The sequence below is a fragment of the Yinghuangia seranimata genome, from assembly GCF_029953285.1.
GTDB classification, from domain to species: Bacteria; Actinomycetota; Actinomycetes; order Streptomycetales; family Streptomycetaceae; genus Yinghuangia; species Yinghuangia seranimata.
The window spans coordinates 62026-77885 of the sequence record NZ_JASAOI010000047.1; the positions used below are offsets into that span (position 1 = coordinate 62026).

Genomic DNA, 15860 nt, shown 5'->3' on the forward strand with positions numbered 1-15860 from the left:
CACGGCACATCGCCCGGGGGCATTGAGCTCCTGCACGCCGGCGGGGTTGGGGGCGACCCGACCCCGCCGGCGGCGCGTATGCGCGAGGTTACGAGCTTCCCGGGCTCGGTCCAGCCGGACGACGCATCACGGCGAGGAATGCCAGGGCGAGCACTTGGATGGCGATGGTCGTGGTGATCAGCGCCGGGATGGAGACGGTGTACAGGGCTCCGGCGAGCGCGCCCGCTGCGGCGGTCGCCACCCCCACGACGGCGGCGAAGACACCGTAAGCGGTGGCGCGGCGCGGCGGCGGGACCAGGTCGGCGACCGTGGCGCGGAGAGTGGATTCCTGGATGCCGGTTGCGGCGCCCCACACCAGCGCGCCGACGATGACCAGGACGAGGGTATTCGTGTACGCGAACACCGCCACGCCGACGCCCAGGAACGGGAGTACGGCGAGCACGCGCGCGCCCCACCGGTCGTATGCCCAGCCGCTGGCGAGGGCGGCGACCGCGTCGACGGCCATCGCCGCCGCGTACAGGACCGCGATGGCGGAGGCGGACAGCAGGTGGCGCTGGACGAGGTGGAAGGCGAGCACACCGAAGGTGGCGAACCCTGCGGTGGTGGCCGCGGTGAAGGCGGCGTAGGTCCAGAACGCCCGCGGCAGGGCCCGTACTTCGGCGTCGGGCTGCGGCTGGGATGCGGCCTCCGGCACCGGGTGGTCCTCGTACGCGGCCGGCTCGGGGACGCGGAGCGCGAGCCATGCGAGCAGCGCCAGGACGGCGGTGCCGGGCAGGGCGAGCATAAGGAGCGCGGGCGTGTAGCTGCCGGTCGCGGCCAGCACGGCGGCGACGGTGAGCGGGCCGATGACCGCGCCGATCTGGTCGAGGGCTTCGTGGACGGCGAAGCCGCGTCCACGGCCGGTGACGGCGGTCGCGTGGGAGAGCAGGGTGTCCTTGGCCGGGGACCGGACGGCCTTGCCGATCCGTTCGGCGATGACGAGCGCGCAGGCGACCCACAGCACGGAGGCGACGCCGAGCAGAGGCACGGTGACGACGGTGAGGGCGTACCCGGCGACGGTGAGCGTCCAGAACCGTCCGGTGCGGTCGGCGAGCGGCCCGGAGACCAGCCGCAGGCCGAGGGCCGCGGCCTCGCCGACGCCGGTGACCACGCCGATCACGGTGGCGGACGCGCCCAGGTGGGCGAGGAGGGGGCCGGTGACGGCGCGGGCCCCTTCGTAGACGAAGTCGGCCAGGAGGCTGAGAACGCCGAAGGTGACGACGAACCGCCAGGCGCCAAGCCGGGGGCGACCAAGGGCGGCGGGGGTCTGTGAGGGCTGGGTCATCCGGCAACCAACCCGACCGACAGGCCGAGGGGGGCGGCGCCGAGTCCGGCGAACACGCTGCCGGTGACGTCGGCGCCCGCGAACACGCGGCCGCCTCCCTCGGCGCGCAGCCGCTCGGGTTCGTCGACGATGACGATCGGGAGTTCGTCGCTCAGGGACAGGAACCTCGCGGTGTGGACGAGGCCGGGGGTACCGAAGCCTTCGATGCCGCGGAACATCGTCGCCCCGGCCGGCCCGGCGGCGTGCGCGCGGTGCACGACGTCCACCGCGACGCTCTTGCGGTGCCAGGTGTCGGTCTCGTCCACGGAGATCATCGCGCGCACGGCTTCCCTGCGCTGCGCGGGAATGTGCAGGTCGACGTCGGGATCGACGGGCTCTGCGGCCGTACGGACCGAGGGGTCGGGACCCTGCATGAGCGCTGCCTCCTACGTGGTGTGGCACTCCTGTATTTCAGGGTGCGCCGAAATCACGCGTAGGGGCCGTTGGCGGCCGAGCGGTGTGCGGGGGTGCCTGCTGCGGTCGCCGCATGGTGTGCCGGCGCACCGCGCGCAGGAGCAGCGGGACGGCCACGGCGGCGGGCAGGAACCAGAACGCGAGCGGCGGTAGGAGCCGCCACAGTGGCAGGCGCGGGCCGTTGTCGACGTAGAACGCGGTGAGCAGCGCGGTGTACGAAAAGGCCATGCCGGCGATGTGCCGGCGCAGCCACCCCGGTCGGTGCCGACGGCGTGCGAGGAAGCCGGCGGTTGCCGCGGTCAGCGCGATCGTGCCGAGGATGAGCAGGTAGGCGGTGTGCGGCCGGGCGGCGACGATGGCGACCGCGGTGGCGAAGACGACGCCCAGGGCCGTGAGGTACGCCCGGCCGAGGTGCGGGTGTCGGCCGGCGCGTTTGGGGGCGAGCATCGCGGCGGCGCCGCACAGGACGGCGGTCGCGCCGGCGGTGATGTGGACGACGATGACGATCCCGAGCACGGGTCTCACCCCCGCGCTGCGGTTGCGTGGACGAAGGCGGCGATCAGCGCGGCGACTTCGGCGGGCCGCTCCTCCATGAGCAGGTGCCCGGTGTCGGGCAGGATCTCGAGGCGGGAACCAGGGATGTCCGCGTGCAGCCGCCTGCCCCACTCCGGGCCGAAGTGCACGTCGCGTTCGCCCCACAGGATCAGTGCCGGCAGGCGCACATGCGGTAGGGCGTCGGCTGCGGCCTGGGTGTGGGCCTGGTTGCCGGGGTCGAGTTGGGTGGCGAGGAACCGCCGGGTCTTGGCGCGGCGGTGCGGGTCGGCCAGGTTGGCGGCGATGTAGCCGTCGACGAGTTCGTCGGTCAGTACCGCGCGGTCGTACACGGCCTGCCCGGAGCCGAGCGCCCACCGGAACAAGGTGCGGCGGGACCAGGCCCACAGCACGAGCCTGCCCGCGACGGGCAGTTGCGTGGCGCGCACGAACGGCCGTTCCTCGGCGGAGGGCCAGTTGTCGTACGCCTCGGCGTCGGCCAGCACGACGGCCGTGAGCCGGGCGGGCTGCTGTGTGGCGACGAGCTGGGCGACGGCGCCCCCGTGGTCGTGGCCGACCAGCGCAACCCGGTCCAGGCCGAGGTGGTCGAGGAGTGCGAGCACCGTGTGCGCTTGGGCGGGCAGCGTCCAGTCGGCGTCGGCGGGGGTCTCAGTGTCACCGAGGCCGAGGAGGTCGGGGGCGATGCACCGGAACTGGTCGGCGAGTTCGGCGACCACGCCGCGCCAGACGAACGAGGAGAACGGGCAGCCGTGCAGCAGTACGAGCGGCGGGCCGGTGCCAGTGTCGAGGTAGGCGACGCGGGTTTCGCCGAGCTGCGCGAACCTCTGCGTCAGGGGCGGCCCTTGGTCGAGCTCAGGTCGGGTTGTCACCGCCTGCCTCCGTCTCCTCGATGAGGCACAGTGCCAGGTCGAGCACGCTGGGGACGCACGGGTCCGCGATCGAGTAGAAGATCCGGTTGCCGTCCCGGCGGGTGGCGACGATGCCCCGGTCGGCGAGCCGTTGGAGCTGGTTGGAGACCGCCTGCGGGCGCATTCCGACCTGCTCGGCCAGCTCGCCCACCGGCACCTCGCCGCCGCGGTGCAGCGCGTGCAGCAGCCGCAGCCGGGTGTCGTTCGCCAACACCTTGAACAGCCCCACCAGATCGGTGGCCTGCGCGGAGTTGATCAGCGGACGGTCGGCCAGGGCGGGCTTGCCCTCCAGGGCCGTCGAGACCCCCGCGGGCGTACAGGACACGGTCTTCGAAGCCATGGACCAACTATTACACGATATTGTGTAACTAGCCAGGAGCCTGGCGGATCTACAACGATCAGTCGGCGGACTGGGCATGCCGCCGAGGCCGGCGGTCGACCCTCGGGTGCCTCGAACGGACGGGACGCCATGGCGCACCGCCGGCCGTTCGGCCGGCGGGACCGCCCGGGACCGCCCGGGACCGGTCAGCAGCAGGAGCAGCCTGCCCCGCACCCGCACCCGGCGTCGCCTGCCGTGGCGGCCGCGCCCGTGGCCGCAGGCGCGCAGCAGCCTTCGCCGCGCCAGGCGTTGATGCCTTCCTTGACCGCGATCGCGGCGATGACCAGGGCGGCGAGCGGGTCGGCCCAGGTCCAGCCGAGGGTCGCGTTGAGGACCAGGCCGACCAGGAGGACGGCGGAGAGGTAGGTGCACAGCAGCGTCTGCTTGGAGTCGGCCACCGCGCTCGCGGACCCGATCTCACGTCCGGCCCTGCGCTGTGCGGCGGACAGGAACGGCATGACGGCGAGCGACAGCGCGGCGAGGACGATCCCGGTGATCGACCGGTCCGCTTCCCCGTCCCCGGCCAGGGTGCGCGCGGCGTCGGCGGTGACGTAGACGGCGAGGACGAAGAACGAGACGGCGATGATGCGCAGGGTGCGCTGCTCGCGGGCTTCGCGCAGGGTGTGGTCGCGGGCGGAGAACTGCCAGGCGACCGCCGCGGCGGAGGACACCTCGATGACCGAGTCCAGGCCGAAGCCGACCAGCGCGGTCGAGGACGCGACAGTGCCGGCGGTCAGCGCGACGACGGCTTCGACGACGTTGTACGCGATCGTGGCGGCGACCAGCAGCCGTATGCGGCGGGCGAGTGCCTCGCGGCGGGCCGGACTTGGGCCCGGCGAGAGGGATATCGGGGTGGCCATCAGCAGCAGCCCTGGGTCTCGGCGTCGGGGCAGGACGGGTCCGCCTCGACCGCCAGGACGGTGGCGCGCAGGGTGTCCAGCGCGACGCCGAGGCGGGCGTCCGCCAGTTCGTAGCGGCTGCGCCGGCCGACCGGCACGGCGACGACCAGGCCGCAGTCGCGCAGGCACGCCAGGTGGTTCGACAGGCGGGTGCGCGAGATGCCGAGGGTGTCGGCCAGGTCGGACGGGTGTGCCGGCGCCTCGCGGAGTGCGAGGAGGATGCGGCAGCGGATCGGGTCGGCCAGCGCCCGGCCGAACCGGGTCAGCACGTCGATGTCGGCAGCGGGATGCAGCATCCCACGAGAGTACACGTATGAATGAATTCAAGGAACCGTGAACTATCGGGTTCCATGGAGTAAGCCGTCCGCGCCGCTCCGGTGGCTGCCTGCGCAGGCCGCCGCCGCCCCGGTCCTAGGCTTGCCGACGACACCCGGCGACGAGGCACGGCGGCCGAACAGAGGGAGCGCAGCGGTGACCGAGCACGACGGGGACCTCGCCGAAGCGCAGCGCGCGCACTGGCAGGACACCTACACCGCCCACCCGGGCATGTACGGCGAGCAGCCCTCCGCCCCCGCCGTGCACGCCGCGACGGTGTTCCGCGCCGCAGGCGCGCGCGACGTCCTCGAACTCGGCGCCGGACACGGCCGCGACGCGCTGTTCCTCGCCCGCGAAGGGTTCACCGTGCACGCCACCGACTTCAGCGCCACCGGCCTGGACCAGCTCCGCGACGCCGCCCGGGCCCAGGGCGTCGACGAGCGAGTCACCGCGAGCGTCCACGACGTACGCGACCCGCTGCCGCTCGCGGACGCAAGCGTGGATGCGGTGTTCGCGCACATGCTGCTGTGCATGGCCCTGTCCACCCAGCAGCTCCACGCTGTCGTCGGCGAGGTGCGCCGCGTGCTGCGTCCGGGTGGGGTGTTCGTCTACACCGTCCGCCACACCGGCGACGCGCACCACGGCACCGGCATCGCCCACGGCGACGACATCTACGAGCACGGCGGATTCGCCGTGCACTTCTTCCCCCGCCGCCTCGTCGACGACCTCGCCGCCGGATGGCGCCTCGACGAGGTCCACCCCTTCGAGGAAGGCGACCTGCCCCGCCGCCTGTGGCGGATCACCCAGACCCTGCCCGCGGACGACGCCTGACCCGGTCGGCGACGCACACGCGCGGACGCCTTCCGGGTTCCGGCCTCACCGTCCGGCCGGACCCGCTCGCGCTGATTCCCCACCAAGGGAAGGGAGGACCGGTTCAGGCGTTACCGGGCAGGAGTTCGGCGAGCAGGCCCTTGATGCGCTTCTCGATCTCGTCGCGGATCGGGCGCACGGCGTCGATGCCTTGGCCGGCCGGGTCGTCGAGCGCCCAGTCGAGGTAGCGCTTGCCGGGGAAGATCGGGCAGGCGTCGCCGCAGCCCATGGTGATGACGACGTCCGACGCCTGGACGGCCTCGGTGGTGAGGACCTTGGGCTGCTGGTCGGCGATGTCGATGCCGACCTCCTTCATCGCCTCGACCGCGACGGGGTTGACCTGGTCGCCCGGGATCGAGCCGGCGGAGCGGACCTCGACCCTGCCGCCGCCGAGGTGGCGGAGGAACCCCGCGGCCATCTGGGAGCGGCCCGCGTTGTGGACGCAGACGAACAGCACGGAGGGCTTGTCGGACATGGGGTTCCTTCCGGGGTGTGGTGCAAGGGGTCGGACGGTGGGATGGTCACAGCCGTTCGAGGACCGGGTCGGCGACGGAGCCCATCACGGCTTCCCGTCCCGTCTGTGCCGTCCGAAGACCACCGCCACCAGCGCCAGTCCGACGGCGCCGCCGATCAGCTGCGCGGCGATGAACCCCGGCAACGAGGCGGGTTCGATGCCGGCGAAGGTGTCGGTGAAGGCGCGGCCGATCGTGACGGCGGGGTTCGCGAACGAGGTGGAGGAGGTGAACCAGTAGGCCGCGCCGATGTAGGAGGCGACGGCGACGGCCGCGTACTGGAGTCGGTCGGTGCGGGCGAGCCCGAAGATCAGCAGCACCAGGCCCGCCGTGGCGACGACTTCGCCGATCAGCAGGTGCCCGGCGGAGCGGTCGTGGGTGGACCAGTCGACGAGCTGCTTGTCGAACATGGCGTCCGCGAGGATCGCGCCGCCGATCGCGCCCGCGACCTGGGCGGGCAGGTACGCGGCGAGCTCGCGCGCGGTGACCCCGCCCTCGCCGTGGCGCTTGGTCCACCACTCGGCGAGCGTGACCACCGGGTTGAAGTGCGCGCCGGAGACCGGCCCGAGCAGCAGGATCAGCACGCCGAGGCCGAAGACGGTGGCGAGGGAGTTCGCGAGCAGCTGGACGCCGACGTCCTTGGACAGCTCGGTGGCCTGGATGCCGGAGCCGACAACCACCGCCACGAGTGCCGCCGTGCCGAGGAACTCCGCCGCGGCCCGCCGGGCGAGGGGGACGCGCGGCGGCGTCGCCCCGGGCGCGGGCTGCGGCTCGGCGGCTATGGCGGGCTCCGCGTTGTCGGCGGGCTGCTTGGTGGCGGTCAACGGGACTCCTGGGAACCGGGCAGGTCGGACACGATCAGGTTGTGGTGGGGGCGTGGCTGGTCAGCAGGCGCGCTTGTTGTCCGCGTTGGCGCGCGCGGTGGCGGCCAGCTCGGCGAACGACTCGGCGACGGACTCAAGCACGTCCGGGCACAGCCGGTAGTACTTGAAGCGTCCGCACGGCTCGGTCTCCACGACCCCCGCGTCGCGCAGCACCTTGAGGTGGTTGGACAGGTTCGTCTGCTTGGCGCCGGTCATCTCGACCAGGTGCGTGGTGCACAAGGTCTCGACGGCCAGCAGCTGGACGATCTGCAGGCGCATCGGATCGGCCAGCACTTTGATCAGATCAGTCTTGGCTGACGTCAGCATGGGCTGATGCTCACAGATCAGCCGCGACTGATGCCAGCCAACAAACGGTGAACTCTTGGCGACGCGTCCCGCCCGTCACCCCTCTTGTCCCAGCAGTCCCGCGAGCGACGCCGTGACCTCCGGAACGACCTTGTAGAAGACCCAGGTGCCGCGCCGCTCCGAAGTGACGAGGCCGGCCTCGCGCAGCTTCTTCAGATGATGGCTGACCGTCGGCTGGGAGACGCCGACGTCCTGGATGTCGCACACGCACGCCTCGCCGCCCTCGTGCGAGGCCACCATCGAGAAGAGCCGCAGGCGCACCGGATCGCCGAGCGCCTTGAACATCACCGCAAGCCGCTCCGCGTCGGGCACGGTCAGCGGCTCGCGGGCCAGCGGCGCGCAGCACGGCGCCGTGGCGGCGGTCTCGAGTATCGGAAGCTCTCGCAGATTCGACATGCATCAATATTGACAGCCGTCGATTCCGGGGGCAAGCTTCGAGATATCGACAGATGTCGAAACAAGATGACCGGCGCCTACGGCGCGTTCCGCCACGGCCCGAATCCGAGAACGGGCCGTACCTCCAGGAGGTCGCATCATGTCCCGTGTCCAGCTCGCGCTCCGCGTCGCCGACCTCGACGCCTCGATCGCGTTCTACACCAAGCTGTTCGGCGCCGAGCCGGCCAAGCTCCGCGACGGTTACGCGAACTTCGCCATCGCCGAGCCGCCGCTGAAGCTCGTCCTGATCCAGGGCGCGGAGGGCGAGCCGACGGTGATGGACCACCTCGGCGTCGAGGTCGACACCACCGAGCAGGTCTCCGCCGCGACCACCCGCCTCGCCGACGCCGGGCTCGCGACGGTCGAGGAGAACGACACCACCTGTTGCTACGCCGTCCAGGACAAGGTCTGGGTCCACGGCCCCGGCGCCGAGCCGTGGGAGGTCTACGTCGTCAAGGCCGACGCCGAGCAGCTCCCGCGCGACGAAGGAAGCGCCTGCTGCCTCCCGGCCGGGGCCGAGGCGCTCGAACTCCAGCCCGCGGCTGGTGGCTGCTGCTGATCCCGCCGCACCGACGGAAAGGCCCGCGACGTACTCGTCGCGGGCCCTCGGTTTTCCCGCAAGCGGGCCGGTCGCTGTCACCGACGCCGGTCGTGCGGTCGGTTCACGATGCTGATACCTGACGCGCTGTCAGGTCATGGCGAGTCGGCGGTCGTGGCCCGGTAGCCGGCGCGTTCGACGGCGGCGACGAGGAGTTCGGGGTTGACGGGGTCGGTCGCGAAGCGGACGACCGTCCGGCCGGTGCGGACGTCGGTGCTGGCCGAGCGGACCCCGGGGACGTCCTCGAGTTCGTCGTCGATGAGCAGGCCGCAGCTTGAGCAGTGCGTGCCGTCGACCAGGAGCACGGTCTGCGGGCCGGTCTCCGCGGGCTTGTTGCGGCGCAACCACGTCACGGGGCGGTTCCTTCCTTGAAGGTGATCTGGCCGGTGGCCATGCCCATCGAGCAGGAGAACTTGAGCGTGCCGGGCTTGGGTGTGCCGAGGTCGACGGGGGTGTCGCCGTTGCGCTTCACGATCTCCTGGATGCCGCGGGAGGGGATGGTGAACGCCCGTGCGCAGCCCCCGGAGTCGTCGCCGTGCAGCAAGGTGGTCGGCATCCCTGCGGTGGCGAGGAAGGCCCGCGGGTGGTAGCCGTCGGTCACGGTGAGGGTGAGGATCTGCCGTCCCGTAGCGTCGATGTGCACCGCGGCCGTGGCCGGATCCGGCTCGGACTCCTCAGGCGTAGGGGTGCTTTCGGGCGGCTCGGTGCCCATGGGCGAGACCGGGCCTGCCGGACGTGGAGGCGCGGCGGCCACCGGGGTGCCGGGGTCGGAGAAGGTGGCCCAGCCGCCCGCTTGGAGCCCGGATCGGACGGTCCACACCGCGATCGCCAGCACGACCACGCCGGTGGCGATGCCGAGCCGTCCCGACAGCGCGCGACTGGACCGGCGGAAGAGATAGCCGAGGACGGCGAACAGCGGGGCGGTTCCGAGCACGAAGCCCGCCATCACCGCGGCCCCCGCGACCGGTGAGCCGGTGGTCATCGCGATCAGCTCCACCGACAGCGTCACCCCGCACGGCACCAGCACCGTGACGAGCCCCACCACGGCCGGGGCCACCATCGGGGCGGACGCCGACGCGGACCTGCCGCTGCGCCGCGCCAGCCGCCCGAACGCGGCGGGCGGCCTCGGCACCAGGCGCCCGACGGCCTTGACGCCGAACAGGTCGAGCGCGAACAGCACCATCAGCGCGGCGGCGCCGAGCATCAGCAGCGCCTGGGTGCGCGGCGTGGGCTGCAGCGCGGCGCCGAACACCCCCAGCAGCGCGCCGAGCGCGGTGTGGGACACGAGCTTTCCGGTCAGGAAGGCGCCGACCGGCGCGAGATGCCGGGATTCCTCGCGGGCGGCGGTAGCCCCGGAAGGCGGCCGGGGCGACGCAACGGAGGCGGACTCGGCCGCGGCGGCGGCCGGCCCGGAATCGCGGCGAGTCACCGCCCCGGCCAGCAGACCGCCCTGCACGACCGCGCACGAGGCGCCGCCGGCAAGCAGACCGGTGCTGACACCGGTGACGAGCAGAGCAATAGACGACGGCATGCGTCGAGAACTCCTCTTCAGGGAGCGACGGCACACACGCAATCGAGAGTGTGCCGAGGTGGATGTGGGAACGGCGGCAGCCCGCGCGGCGTTCAGCCGCGCGAGCGGCGGTTCCTCACGTCCTCGACACGCACAACCGGTGCAGGTCGGGAGGCGGTGTCGCCGGCGGCGCATTCGCCTGCGGACGCGGCAAGTCGGCCGAACACGCCGCGCCCGACGGGCGCGTGGACACGGCAGAGGCGACGCCGGCGCCGTGCACCAGCGCGGTCGCGCGGACCTCGCACTGCTTGTCGACCATGGGGCAGTGCTCCGCCCCGCGGTCCGCTGACGCGGCGCCCATCCCTTCCATCGCAGCCGGGGCGCCAGTCGGCACCTGAACCACGGATGCATGGGACTCGGCGGAGCGCAGGTCCGTCCGCGTGTCCGGCATCGCCATCGGCATGGATCCGGCCATCGAGGGCCGGGCGAGCCCGGACACGCACGCAACGAGCGCACACACCATCAGCACCAGGGCCCAGGCCCGGTGTTGGTGCAGCTCCCGTCGCGTCACCCGCGTCATGCTAGGCCAGGCGCCGCGGCCCGGCTGGGGGCCGGCCCGGCCTGGCCGGCGCCGACGACCGCGACGTCGTGGCGGTGCGGGCGGTGGGTCATGCGGTCTTGGCTCCTCGTGGGATCGTGCCGAACGCCAGCAGCGCGGCGGCGCACCCGAGGGCCGCGAGCAACGCGAACATGTGCGCGTACCCGCCCAGCGGGCCCGCCAGCGCCGCTCCCGCCCACGGCGCGAGCGCGGACGCGGCCATGGCGGGCGCCGACAGGATGCCCGACAACGTCCCATAGGACGCCGCGCCCCACCGCTCGGTGATCGCGGTCGCGCTGAGCAGCGTCGCCACGCCGCGCGCGGTTCCCGCGATGACGGAGATGACCACAAGCAGCCAGATCGGGCCGGGGACGAACGCGAGTAGCGCGGTCGCCGCGGCCGTCGCGCCCAGGATCCCGACCGTCCGGGCGAGGACTCCGGCGCGGCGGGTGAGGGCGGCGTAGCCGAGGCGTCCGAGGACCTGGCCGGCGCCGCCGAGCCCGAGCGCCCAGGCCGCGACGGTGGTGCTGGAGCCGCGTTCGGTGAACAGCGGGACGAGGTTGACCAGGCCTGCGTACATGCCGAACGAGCCGAGCGCCATCGCGACGACCAGGATCACGAACGGCCGGCTGCGGACGACCGACTTGACGTCGCCTGGCACTTCGGCGTGGTGCACGGACACGGGAGCGGGTGGCCAGGGGCGGCGCAGCACGATCGCGTGCAGAGGGATGGTGACGACGGCGAGCACGCCGGCCAGGACGACGTACACGCCGCGCCAGGACAGCCAGTGCGACAGCGCGACGGTGATCGGCGCGAAGACCGTGCTGGCCAGCCCGGCGACGAGGGTGACGGTCGTGAGCGCGGCCAGGTGCTGTGGCCCGTACCAGCGGGTCAGCGCGGCGAACGCGGGTTGGTAGAGGACCGCGGACATCGCGACGCCTGCCAGCACCCACGCGGCCGTGAACCAGAGCAGGTTCGGTGCCCATGCCACCGTCAGGACGGCGCCGACCGCGACGGTGGATCCGGCGGTCATCAGCAGGTGCGGGCCGCGCCGGTCCAGCAGGCGGCCCACGGGGATGCCGACGATCCCGGAGACGACCAAGGCCACGGAGAACGCGGCGGTGGATGCCGAGCTGGACCACCCGGTGTCGTCCTTGATGGCACCCGCGAGGACCGGGAACGCGTAGTAGAGGATGCCCCAGCTGGTGATCTCGGTGATGCACAGCGCGATCAGGACGGCGCGCAGCCGTGGCCGATGAAGGTCATCGGCCACGGCTTCGGCTGCCGGGGCGGGAAGAGCGGGCGGGGCGTCGACATCGACGCCCGCGCGCTCTATCGCCTCGGCCGGGTCGCGGTCAGGCATCGCCGCGTTCGATGGCGCCCGCAAGGCCGTTCGGCAGGCCGGTGGCGAAACCGACGCCGATCTTGACGGGCTCCGGGGCGGAGGAACCGCAGCAGGAGCCCGCCTCGGCGACGGGCGCGTCGGCCGTGCCGCACGAGGATGGGCCAGCCTCCGCGCCGCTACCGCACGACGACACCGCGACCGGCTGCACGGCGACAGGCTCCGCAGTGGTGCCACACGAGCTGCCACAGCCGCCCGCCTCGTCCTCGCCGGGCAGGTTCGTCGAGCACACACCGGTCTCCGGCAGTTCCAGTTCGACGTTGTCCGCGGCTTCGCGGTCGCCGGCGATCGCGGCGACGATCGAGCGGACCTGCTCGTAGCCGGTGGCCATCAGGAACGTCGGCGCACGTCCGTAGCTCTTCATTCCCGCGATATAGAAGTCCTTTTCGGGGTGCGCGAGTTCGTTTTCGCCGTGCGGCGGCACGGTGCCGCAGCTGTGGAAGTTCGGGTCGATCATGGGCGCGAGCTTGACCGGCGCCTCGGTGCTGGCGTCGATCTCCAGGCGCACCTCGCGCAGCATGTCCAGATCCGGGCGGAAGCCGGTCGCCGCGACGACGACGTCCGCGGCGATGCGCTGCGTACCGTCGGGAGTGCTGCCGACGACCTCGACCGGGTCCGAAGCACCGTCGGGGACCTCGAACTTGGTGATGGTGAAGCTGCGGACCAGGGTGATCACGCCCGCCTGCACGGCCTGCTTGACCCGCGAGCCGAGCGCGCCGCGAGCGGGCAGCCCGTCCGCGTCCCCGCCCCCGTACAAGCGCGCGACCGACGCGCCACGCACCGCCCAGGTGACGCGGGTGCCCGGCTCGGCCTCGGCGAGCTCGACCAGCGACAGCAGCGTGTTCGCCGCGGAGTGCCCCATGCCGACCACGAGCGCGTGCTTGCCGGCGAACCGGGCGCGGTCGCGGCCGAGCACGTCCGGCAGGGCGCCGGTCAGGTACGGCGCCGCGTCCGCCTCGCCGACCGCCGCCAGCCCGGAGTCGCCCAGCGGGTTCGCCCGGCCCCACGTCCCCGACGCGTCGATGATCGCCCGGGCCTCGATGTCGCGCACGAAACCCTCGCCGTCGATGGTGCGCACGAACAGCGGGTGGTCCTCGCGTCCGATGGTGCGGGTCTTGTCGATGCCGCGCCGCGACACGGCGACCGCGCGCGTGTTGGTACGAATCCTGGGAGCGAGTTGCGCGGTGGCGGCCAGCGGAGCGAGGTAGTCGCGGACCAACTCCGCGCCGGTCGGCAGCACCTCCGCCGGCGGGGCGGTCCACCCGGTCGGCTCCAGCAGGCGGCGGGCCGCGGCGTCGGTGTCGAACTCCCACGGCGAGAACAGCCGCACGTGGCCCCACTCCTGGATCGCCGCGCCGACGCTGTCACCCGCCTCCAGCACGAGCGGCTCCAAGCCGCGCTCGACGAGGTGGGCCGCGGCGGCCAGCCCGATCGGGCCGGCGCCGATCACGACGACCGGCAGCTCGGCCGCAGCCTGGTCCTGGGCAGTGCTCATGGCATGACTCCTCGGTCGTCCACGGGAAACGGGTCCTGACAACGACCACGACTATAAACAGCAATCGCTGTTGATGCCAACAGGTGCTGTGGCACAATGGTGGTTATGACGCAGACGCTGGACATCCACCTCCTGGAGCCCGAGACCGCCGCCACCCGCGCCGCGGCCCTCGCCCCGCTGCTCAAGGCGCTCGGCGACGAGAACCGGCTCACCCTGGTCCTCCTGCTCGCCGAACGCCCCCACACCGTCCGCGAGCTGACCGACGCCACGGGCATGGGCCAGACCCTCGTCAGCCACCACCTCGCCCCGCTCCGCGACCAGGGCCTGGTCACCGTCACCCCGCGCGGCCGCGCCAACGTCTACGCCCTGTGCTGCGACGCCCTCGTCACCCCCATGCGCCTGCTCGCCACCCTGGCCTCCTCCAGCCCGGAGGGCCTCGACGCCTGCCGCACCGCCGACGGCGCCTGCGACTGACAACAGGCGCGCACGGGTCGGCCGCGAACCGCTTGCGCCATTTCGACTGTCGGTCGTCCCATACGCGCCATGAGGGCGGCCTACTTCTTCGGCCAATCAAAGACTCAGGACACCAGAGCCGCCTGACGAGGGCCGATTGATCTTTCGGCTACTTCTGCGTCGCGATGTAGTAGGCCGGTCCGCAGGCGTCGGCGATGGCGCTGGGCGTAGCGGAGGTCCAGTTGTCGACCTGGGTCCTGCCGTCCGCGTACATCGCCGTCACGACGATGACGTACCGCTGTTGGACGCTGATGTAGCTGTTCACGTCCGCGCCCTGCGCCTGCCGGCACAGGTCGGCCGCCGGGCCCGACGCCGGACAGGCCATCCCGAACGACGAGGTTCCGCTCGCATGCGGGTGGTGGACGATCTGGTTCAGCTCGTTCCCGGTGTTCTCGGACTGCCGGCTGTTCGCGAACGGGAAGATCTGGACCGATGCGAGGATCGGCGAGGCATCGCCTCGGGCACCCGGGCCCGTGTACAGCGCGGTCAGAGCCCTGGTGCAGGCGGGGGCGGTCAGCTGCTCCGAGACTTCGCGGCTCATCGACGGCATGGAGCACGTCTGCTGGACGTCGCTCGAGGCGAGCGTGAAGACCGCTCCCAGCTGGTTCGTGACCGTCTTCGGAAGCAGCGCCGCGCCGGTCAGCGGCGCCGGGTCGACAGCGGCGTCGTCCAGGGCGGCCGTGTTGAAGGTGCGCGGCACCGACCGAGGGGTTCCGCCGTCGGCCGGGGACTTCGCCGCCCCCGTGCCGCGACCGCCCGAATCGTCGCCCCCGGTCAGGGTCAGCACCGCCGCGATCAGCCCGGCGCACACCGCCACGCCGCCGGCGGCGATCCAGGGGAGTCGGCGGCCTTTGGGGCGGATCGGGGGGTGCGGTCGCGGTTCGGTGGGCTTGTCCCAGTCGCCCGGTGGGATCCGCGGGTTCGGTTCCGTGTCGACCAGCCGCAGGGGAACGTCGGGTGGCGCGGCATGGCTCCCCGGCAGTGGGTCGATCGGCGGAGGCACGCCGGGGACGGTGATGGCACGCAGACGGGTCCGTACCTCGTCCGCGGTGGACGGCCTGTCCTTCGGCTCCTTGGCCAGCAAGGCCAAGACCAGCGCGTCGAGGTCGGCAGGGACGCCCGGCCGCTGCTCGCCCGGCCGGGTCGGTGCCTTGCGCAGGTGGGCGTTCATCATCGAGACCATCCCCGTGGCCTCGAACGGGACCCTGCCGGTGAGGAGTTCGTGGAGCACGCAGCCGAGCGAGTACAGGTCCGAGCGGGCGTCTCCAGGCTGCTCGTCGAAGCGCTCCGGCGGCATGTACGCGACGGTGCCCAGCACCCTGCTGGACCGGTCGGTGGCCTCCATGAACCGGGCGATGCCGAAGTCCAGGATCTTGACGGTCCCGTCGCCGGTGAGCATCAGGTTCGCCGGCTTCAGGTCCCGGTGGACGATCCCGGCCGTGTGAGCGCGGACCAGCGCCGCGGCCGCCTCGGCGGCCCACCGCACGGCGTCCTTCACCGGAGGCGGCCCGTCGTCACGCAGCACGGTGGCCAGGTCGCGGCCCTCAACGAACTCCATCACCAGGAACAGCGATCCGTCCGCCGGATCGCGGCCGAGGTCGTGCACGGTCACCACCCCGGGGTGGTTGAGCGCCCCGGCCGTGCGGGCCTCGCGGAAGAACAGGTCGGCCCCGGACGTGTCCCCGTTCCGGCTCGGCAGCAGCTTGACCGCCACCCGCCGCTTCAGAACGCGGTCCCGCCCCTCCCAGACCTCGCCCATGCCGCCGCGGCCCAGGAACCGCACGAGCTCGTACCGATCCGCCAGCACCCGCACGTCTGCAACCCCCGTACTCGAACGCCCGCTCCACCCCGGACTGCGGACGAGCGCC

The 15860-nt window shown here is 72.6% G+C and carries 20 protein-coding genes; 3 read left to right on the plus strand and 17 right to left on the minus strand.

Annotation, left to right across the window (positions count from 1 at the left end; translation table 11 throughout):
- Positions 1 to 88: 88 nt before the first annotated feature.
- The 7 genes from QI554_RS28760 to QI554_RS28790 all read right to left on the minus strand — a co-directional run bounded on the left by QI554_RS28760 (position 89) and on the right by QI554_RS28790 (position 4811).
- On the minus strand, positions 89 to 1324 hold the full coding sequence (locus tag QI554_RS28760; RefSeq protein WP_281473812.1) for an MFS transporter: 1236 nt from the start codon (positions 1322 to 1324) through the stop codon (positions 89 to 91).
- A complete protein-coding gene (locus tag QI554_RS28765) occupies positions 1321 to 1638 on the minus strand; it encodes a DUF190 domain-containing protein (RefSeq protein ID WP_425528074.1) in 318 nt (105 codons plus the stop codon). The genes QI554_RS28760 and QI554_RS28765 overlap by 4 nt, the downstream gene beginning before the upstream one ends.
- 136 nt (positions 1639 to 1774) lie before the next feature.
- Positions 1775 to 2293, minus strand: a complete 519-nt coding sequence (locus tag QI554_RS28770) for a DUF2306 domain-containing protein (RefSeq protein WP_281473816.1) — start codon at positions 2291 to 2293, stop codon at positions 1775 to 1777.
- Positions 2294 to 2298: 5 nt separating this feature from the next.
- Positions 2299 to 3198 carry an alpha/beta fold hydrolase gene (locus tag QI554_RS28775; protein WP_281473818.1) on the minus strand — a complete coding sequence of 300 codons (900 nt, stop codon included), beginning with the start codon at positions 3196 to 3198 and terminating at the stop codon, positions 2299 to 2301.
- Positions 3182 to 3577: an ArsR/SmtB family transcription factor gene (locus tag QI554_RS28780; protein WP_281473820.1), complete on the minus strand. Its 396-nt coding sequence runs from the start codon at positions 3575 to 3577 to the stop codon at positions 3182 to 3184. The genes QI554_RS28775 and QI554_RS28780 overlap by 17 nt, the downstream gene beginning before the upstream one ends.
- Positions 3578 to 3762: 185 nt before the next feature.
- Positions 3763 to 4476 (minus strand): cation efflux transmembrane domain-containing protein, encoded by a 714-nt coding sequence (locus QI554_RS28785; RefSeq protein WP_281473821.1) that lies wholly within the window; start codon positions 4474 to 4476, stop codon positions 3763 to 3765.
- Positions 4476 to 4811: an ArsR/SmtB family transcription factor gene (locus tag QI554_RS28790; protein ID WP_281473822.1), complete on the minus strand. Its 336-nt coding sequence runs from the start codon at positions 4809 to 4811 to the stop codon at positions 4476 to 4478. The genes QI554_RS28785 and QI554_RS28790 overlap by 1 nt, the downstream gene beginning before the upstream one ends.
- Before the next feature lie 175 nt (positions 4812 to 4986).
- Here QI554_RS28790 and QI554_RS28795 point away from each other — a divergent pair, with 175 nt between their 5' ends.
- On the plus strand, positions 4987 to 5661 hold the full coding sequence (locus tag QI554_RS28795; RefSeq protein WP_281473823.1) for a class I SAM-dependent methyltransferase: 675 nt from the start codon (positions 4987 to 4989) through the stop codon (positions 5659 to 5661).
- 103 nt (positions 5662 to 5764) lie between these two features.
- Here the strand turns inward: QI554_RS28795 and QI554_RS28800 are convergent, their stop codons facing one another.
- The 4 genes from QI554_RS28800 to QI554_RS28815 form a co-directional block, all read right to left on the minus strand.
- A complete protein-coding gene (locus tag QI554_RS28800) occupies positions 5765 to 6175 on the minus strand; it encodes an arsenate reductase ArsC (RefSeq protein WP_281473824.1) in 411 nt (136 codons plus the stop codon).
- An 84-nt stretch (positions 6176 to 6259) separates the two neighbouring features.
- A complete protein-coding gene (locus QI554_RS28805; RefSeq protein ID WP_281473826.1) occupies positions 6260 to 7036 on the minus strand; it encodes an aquaporin in 777 nt (258 codons plus the stop codon).
- Between the two features lie 60 nt (positions 7037 to 7096).
- A complete protein-coding gene (locus QI554_RS28810; RefSeq protein WP_281473827.1) occupies positions 7097 to 7402 on the minus strand; it encodes an ArsR/SmtB family transcription factor in 306 nt (101 codons plus the stop codon).
- A 75-nt stretch (positions 7403 to 7477) separates the two neighbouring features.
- The gene (locus QI554_RS28815) at positions 7478 to 7837 is read right to left on the minus strand and encodes an ArsR/SmtB family transcription factor (protein WP_281473828.1); all 360 of its coding nucleotides are present in this window, start codon (positions 7835 to 7837) and stop codon (positions 7478 to 7480) included.
- A 139-nt stretch (positions 7838 to 7976) separates the two neighbouring features.
- Here QI554_RS28815 and QI554_RS28820 point away from each other — a divergent pair, with 139 nt between their 5' ends.
- Entirely contained in the window at positions 7977 to 8435 is a 459-nt protein-coding gene (locus QI554_RS28820; protein ID WP_281473829.1) for an ArsI/CadI family heavy metal resistance metalloenzyme, read from the plus strand.
- 134 nt (positions 8436 to 8569) lie between these two features.
- Here the strand turns inward: QI554_RS28820 and QI554_RS28825 are convergent, their stop codons facing one another.
- The 5 genes from QI554_RS28825 to QI554_RS28845 all read right to left on the minus strand — a co-directional run bounded on the left by QI554_RS28825 (position 8570) and on the right by QI554_RS28845 (position 13479).
- The gene (locus QI554_RS28825; protein ID WP_281473832.1) at positions 8570 to 8827 is read right to left on the minus strand and encodes a heavy-metal-associated domain-containing protein; all 258 of its coding nucleotides are present in this window, start codon (positions 8825 to 8827) and stop codon (positions 8570 to 8572) included.
- Positions 8824 to 10005, minus strand: coding sequence for an urease accessory protein UreH domain-containing protein (locus tag QI554_RS28830; protein ID WP_281473834.1), 1182 nt, complete (start codon positions 10003 to 10005; stop codon positions 8824 to 8826). Before QI554_RS28830 ends, QI554_RS28825 begins: the two co-directional genes overlap by 4 nt.
- Positions 10006 to 10120: 115 nt before the next feature.
- The gene (locus QI554_RS28835) at positions 10121 to 10555 is read right to left on the minus strand and encodes a hypothetical protein (protein WP_281473836.1); all 435 of its coding nucleotides are present in this window, start codon (positions 10553 to 10555) and stop codon (positions 10121 to 10123) included.
- Positions 10556 to 10652: 97 nt separating this feature from the next.
- Entirely contained in the window at positions 10653 to 11945 is a 1293-nt protein-coding gene (locus QI554_RS28840; RefSeq protein WP_281473839.1) for an MFS transporter, read from the minus strand.
- Positions 11938 to 13479: an FAD-dependent oxidoreductase gene (locus tag QI554_RS28845; RefSeq protein WP_281473841.1), complete on the minus strand. Its 1542-nt coding sequence runs from the start codon at positions 13477 to 13479 to the stop codon at positions 11938 to 11940. The genes QI554_RS28840 and QI554_RS28845 overlap by 8 nt, the downstream gene beginning before the upstream one ends.
- A gap of 105 nt (positions 13480 to 13584) precedes the next feature.
- Here QI554_RS28845 and QI554_RS28850 point away from each other — a divergent pair, with 105 nt between their 5' ends.
- Positions 13585 to 13953 carry an ArsR/SmtB family transcription factor gene (locus tag QI554_RS28850; RefSeq protein WP_281473843.1) on the plus strand — a complete coding sequence of 123 codons (369 nt, stop codon included), beginning with the start codon at positions 13585 to 13587 and terminating at the stop codon, positions 13951 to 13953.
- Positions 13954 to 14101: 148 nt separating this feature from the next.
- On the opposite strand, the gene QI554_RS28855 is transcribed toward QI554_RS28850, so the two are convergent.
- Positions 14102 to 15805, minus strand: a complete 1704-nt coding sequence (locus tag QI554_RS28855) for a serine/threonine-protein kinase (RefSeq protein WP_281473845.1) — start codon at positions 15803 to 15805, stop codon at positions 14102 to 14104.
- Positions 15806 to 15860: the final 55 nt, after the last annotated feature.

Excerpts from the sequence above, each read along its gene's own strand:
- QI554_RS28760 (WP_281473812.1), bottom strand. The coding sequence starts at position 1,324 with ATGACCCAGCCCTCACAGACCCCCGCCGCCCTTGGTCGCCCCCGGCTT.
- QI554_RS28765 (WP_425528074.1), bottom strand. The coding sequence starts at position 1,638 with ATGATCTCCGTGGACGAGACCGACACCTGGCACCGCAAGAGCGTCGCG.
- QI554_RS28780 (WP_281473820.1), bottom strand. The coding sequence starts at position 3,577 with ATGGCTTCGAAGACCGTGTCCTGTACGCCCGCGGGGGTCTCGACGGCC.
- QI554_RS28785 (WP_281473821.1), bottom strand. The coding sequence starts at position 4,476 with ATGGCCACCCCGATATCCCTCTCGCCGGGCCCAAGTCCGGCCCGCCGC.
- QI554_RS28790 (WP_281473822.1), bottom strand. The coding sequence starts at position 4,811 with ATGCTGCATCCCGCTGCCGACATCGACGTGCTGACCCGGTTCGGCCGG.
- QI554_RS28800 (WP_281473824.1), bottom strand. The coding sequence starts at position 6,175 with ATGTCCGACAAGCCCTCCGTGCTGTTCGTCTGCGTCCACAACGCGGGC.
- QI554_RS28810 (WP_281473827.1), bottom strand. The coding sequence starts at position 7,402 with ATGCTGACGTCAGCCAAGACTGATCTGATCAAAGTGCTGGCCGATCCG.
- QI554_RS28815 (WP_281473828.1), bottom strand. The coding sequence starts at position 7,837 with ATGTCGAATCTGCGAGAGCTTCCGATACTCGAGACCGCCGCCACGGCG.
- QI554_RS28820 (WP_281473829.1), top strand. The coding sequence starts at position 7,977 with ATGTCCCGTGTCCAGCTCGCGCTCCGCGTCGCCGACCTCGACGCCTCG.
- QI554_RS28830 (WP_281473834.1), bottom strand. The coding sequence starts at position 10,005 with ATGCCGTCGTCTATTGCTCTGCTCGTCACCGGTGTCAGCACCGGTCTG.
- QI554_RS28840 (WP_281473839.1), bottom strand. The coding sequence starts at position 11,945 with ATGCCTGACCGCGACCCGGCCGAGGCGATAGAGCGCGCGGGCGTCGAT.
- QI554_RS28845 (WP_281473841.1), bottom strand. The coding sequence starts at position 13,479 with ATGAGCACTGCCCAGGACCAGGCTGCGGCCGAGCTGCCGGTCGTCGTG.
- QI554_RS28850 (WP_281473843.1), top strand. The coding sequence starts at position 13,585 with ATGACGCAGACGCTGGACATCCACCTCCTGGAGCCCGAGACCGCCGCC.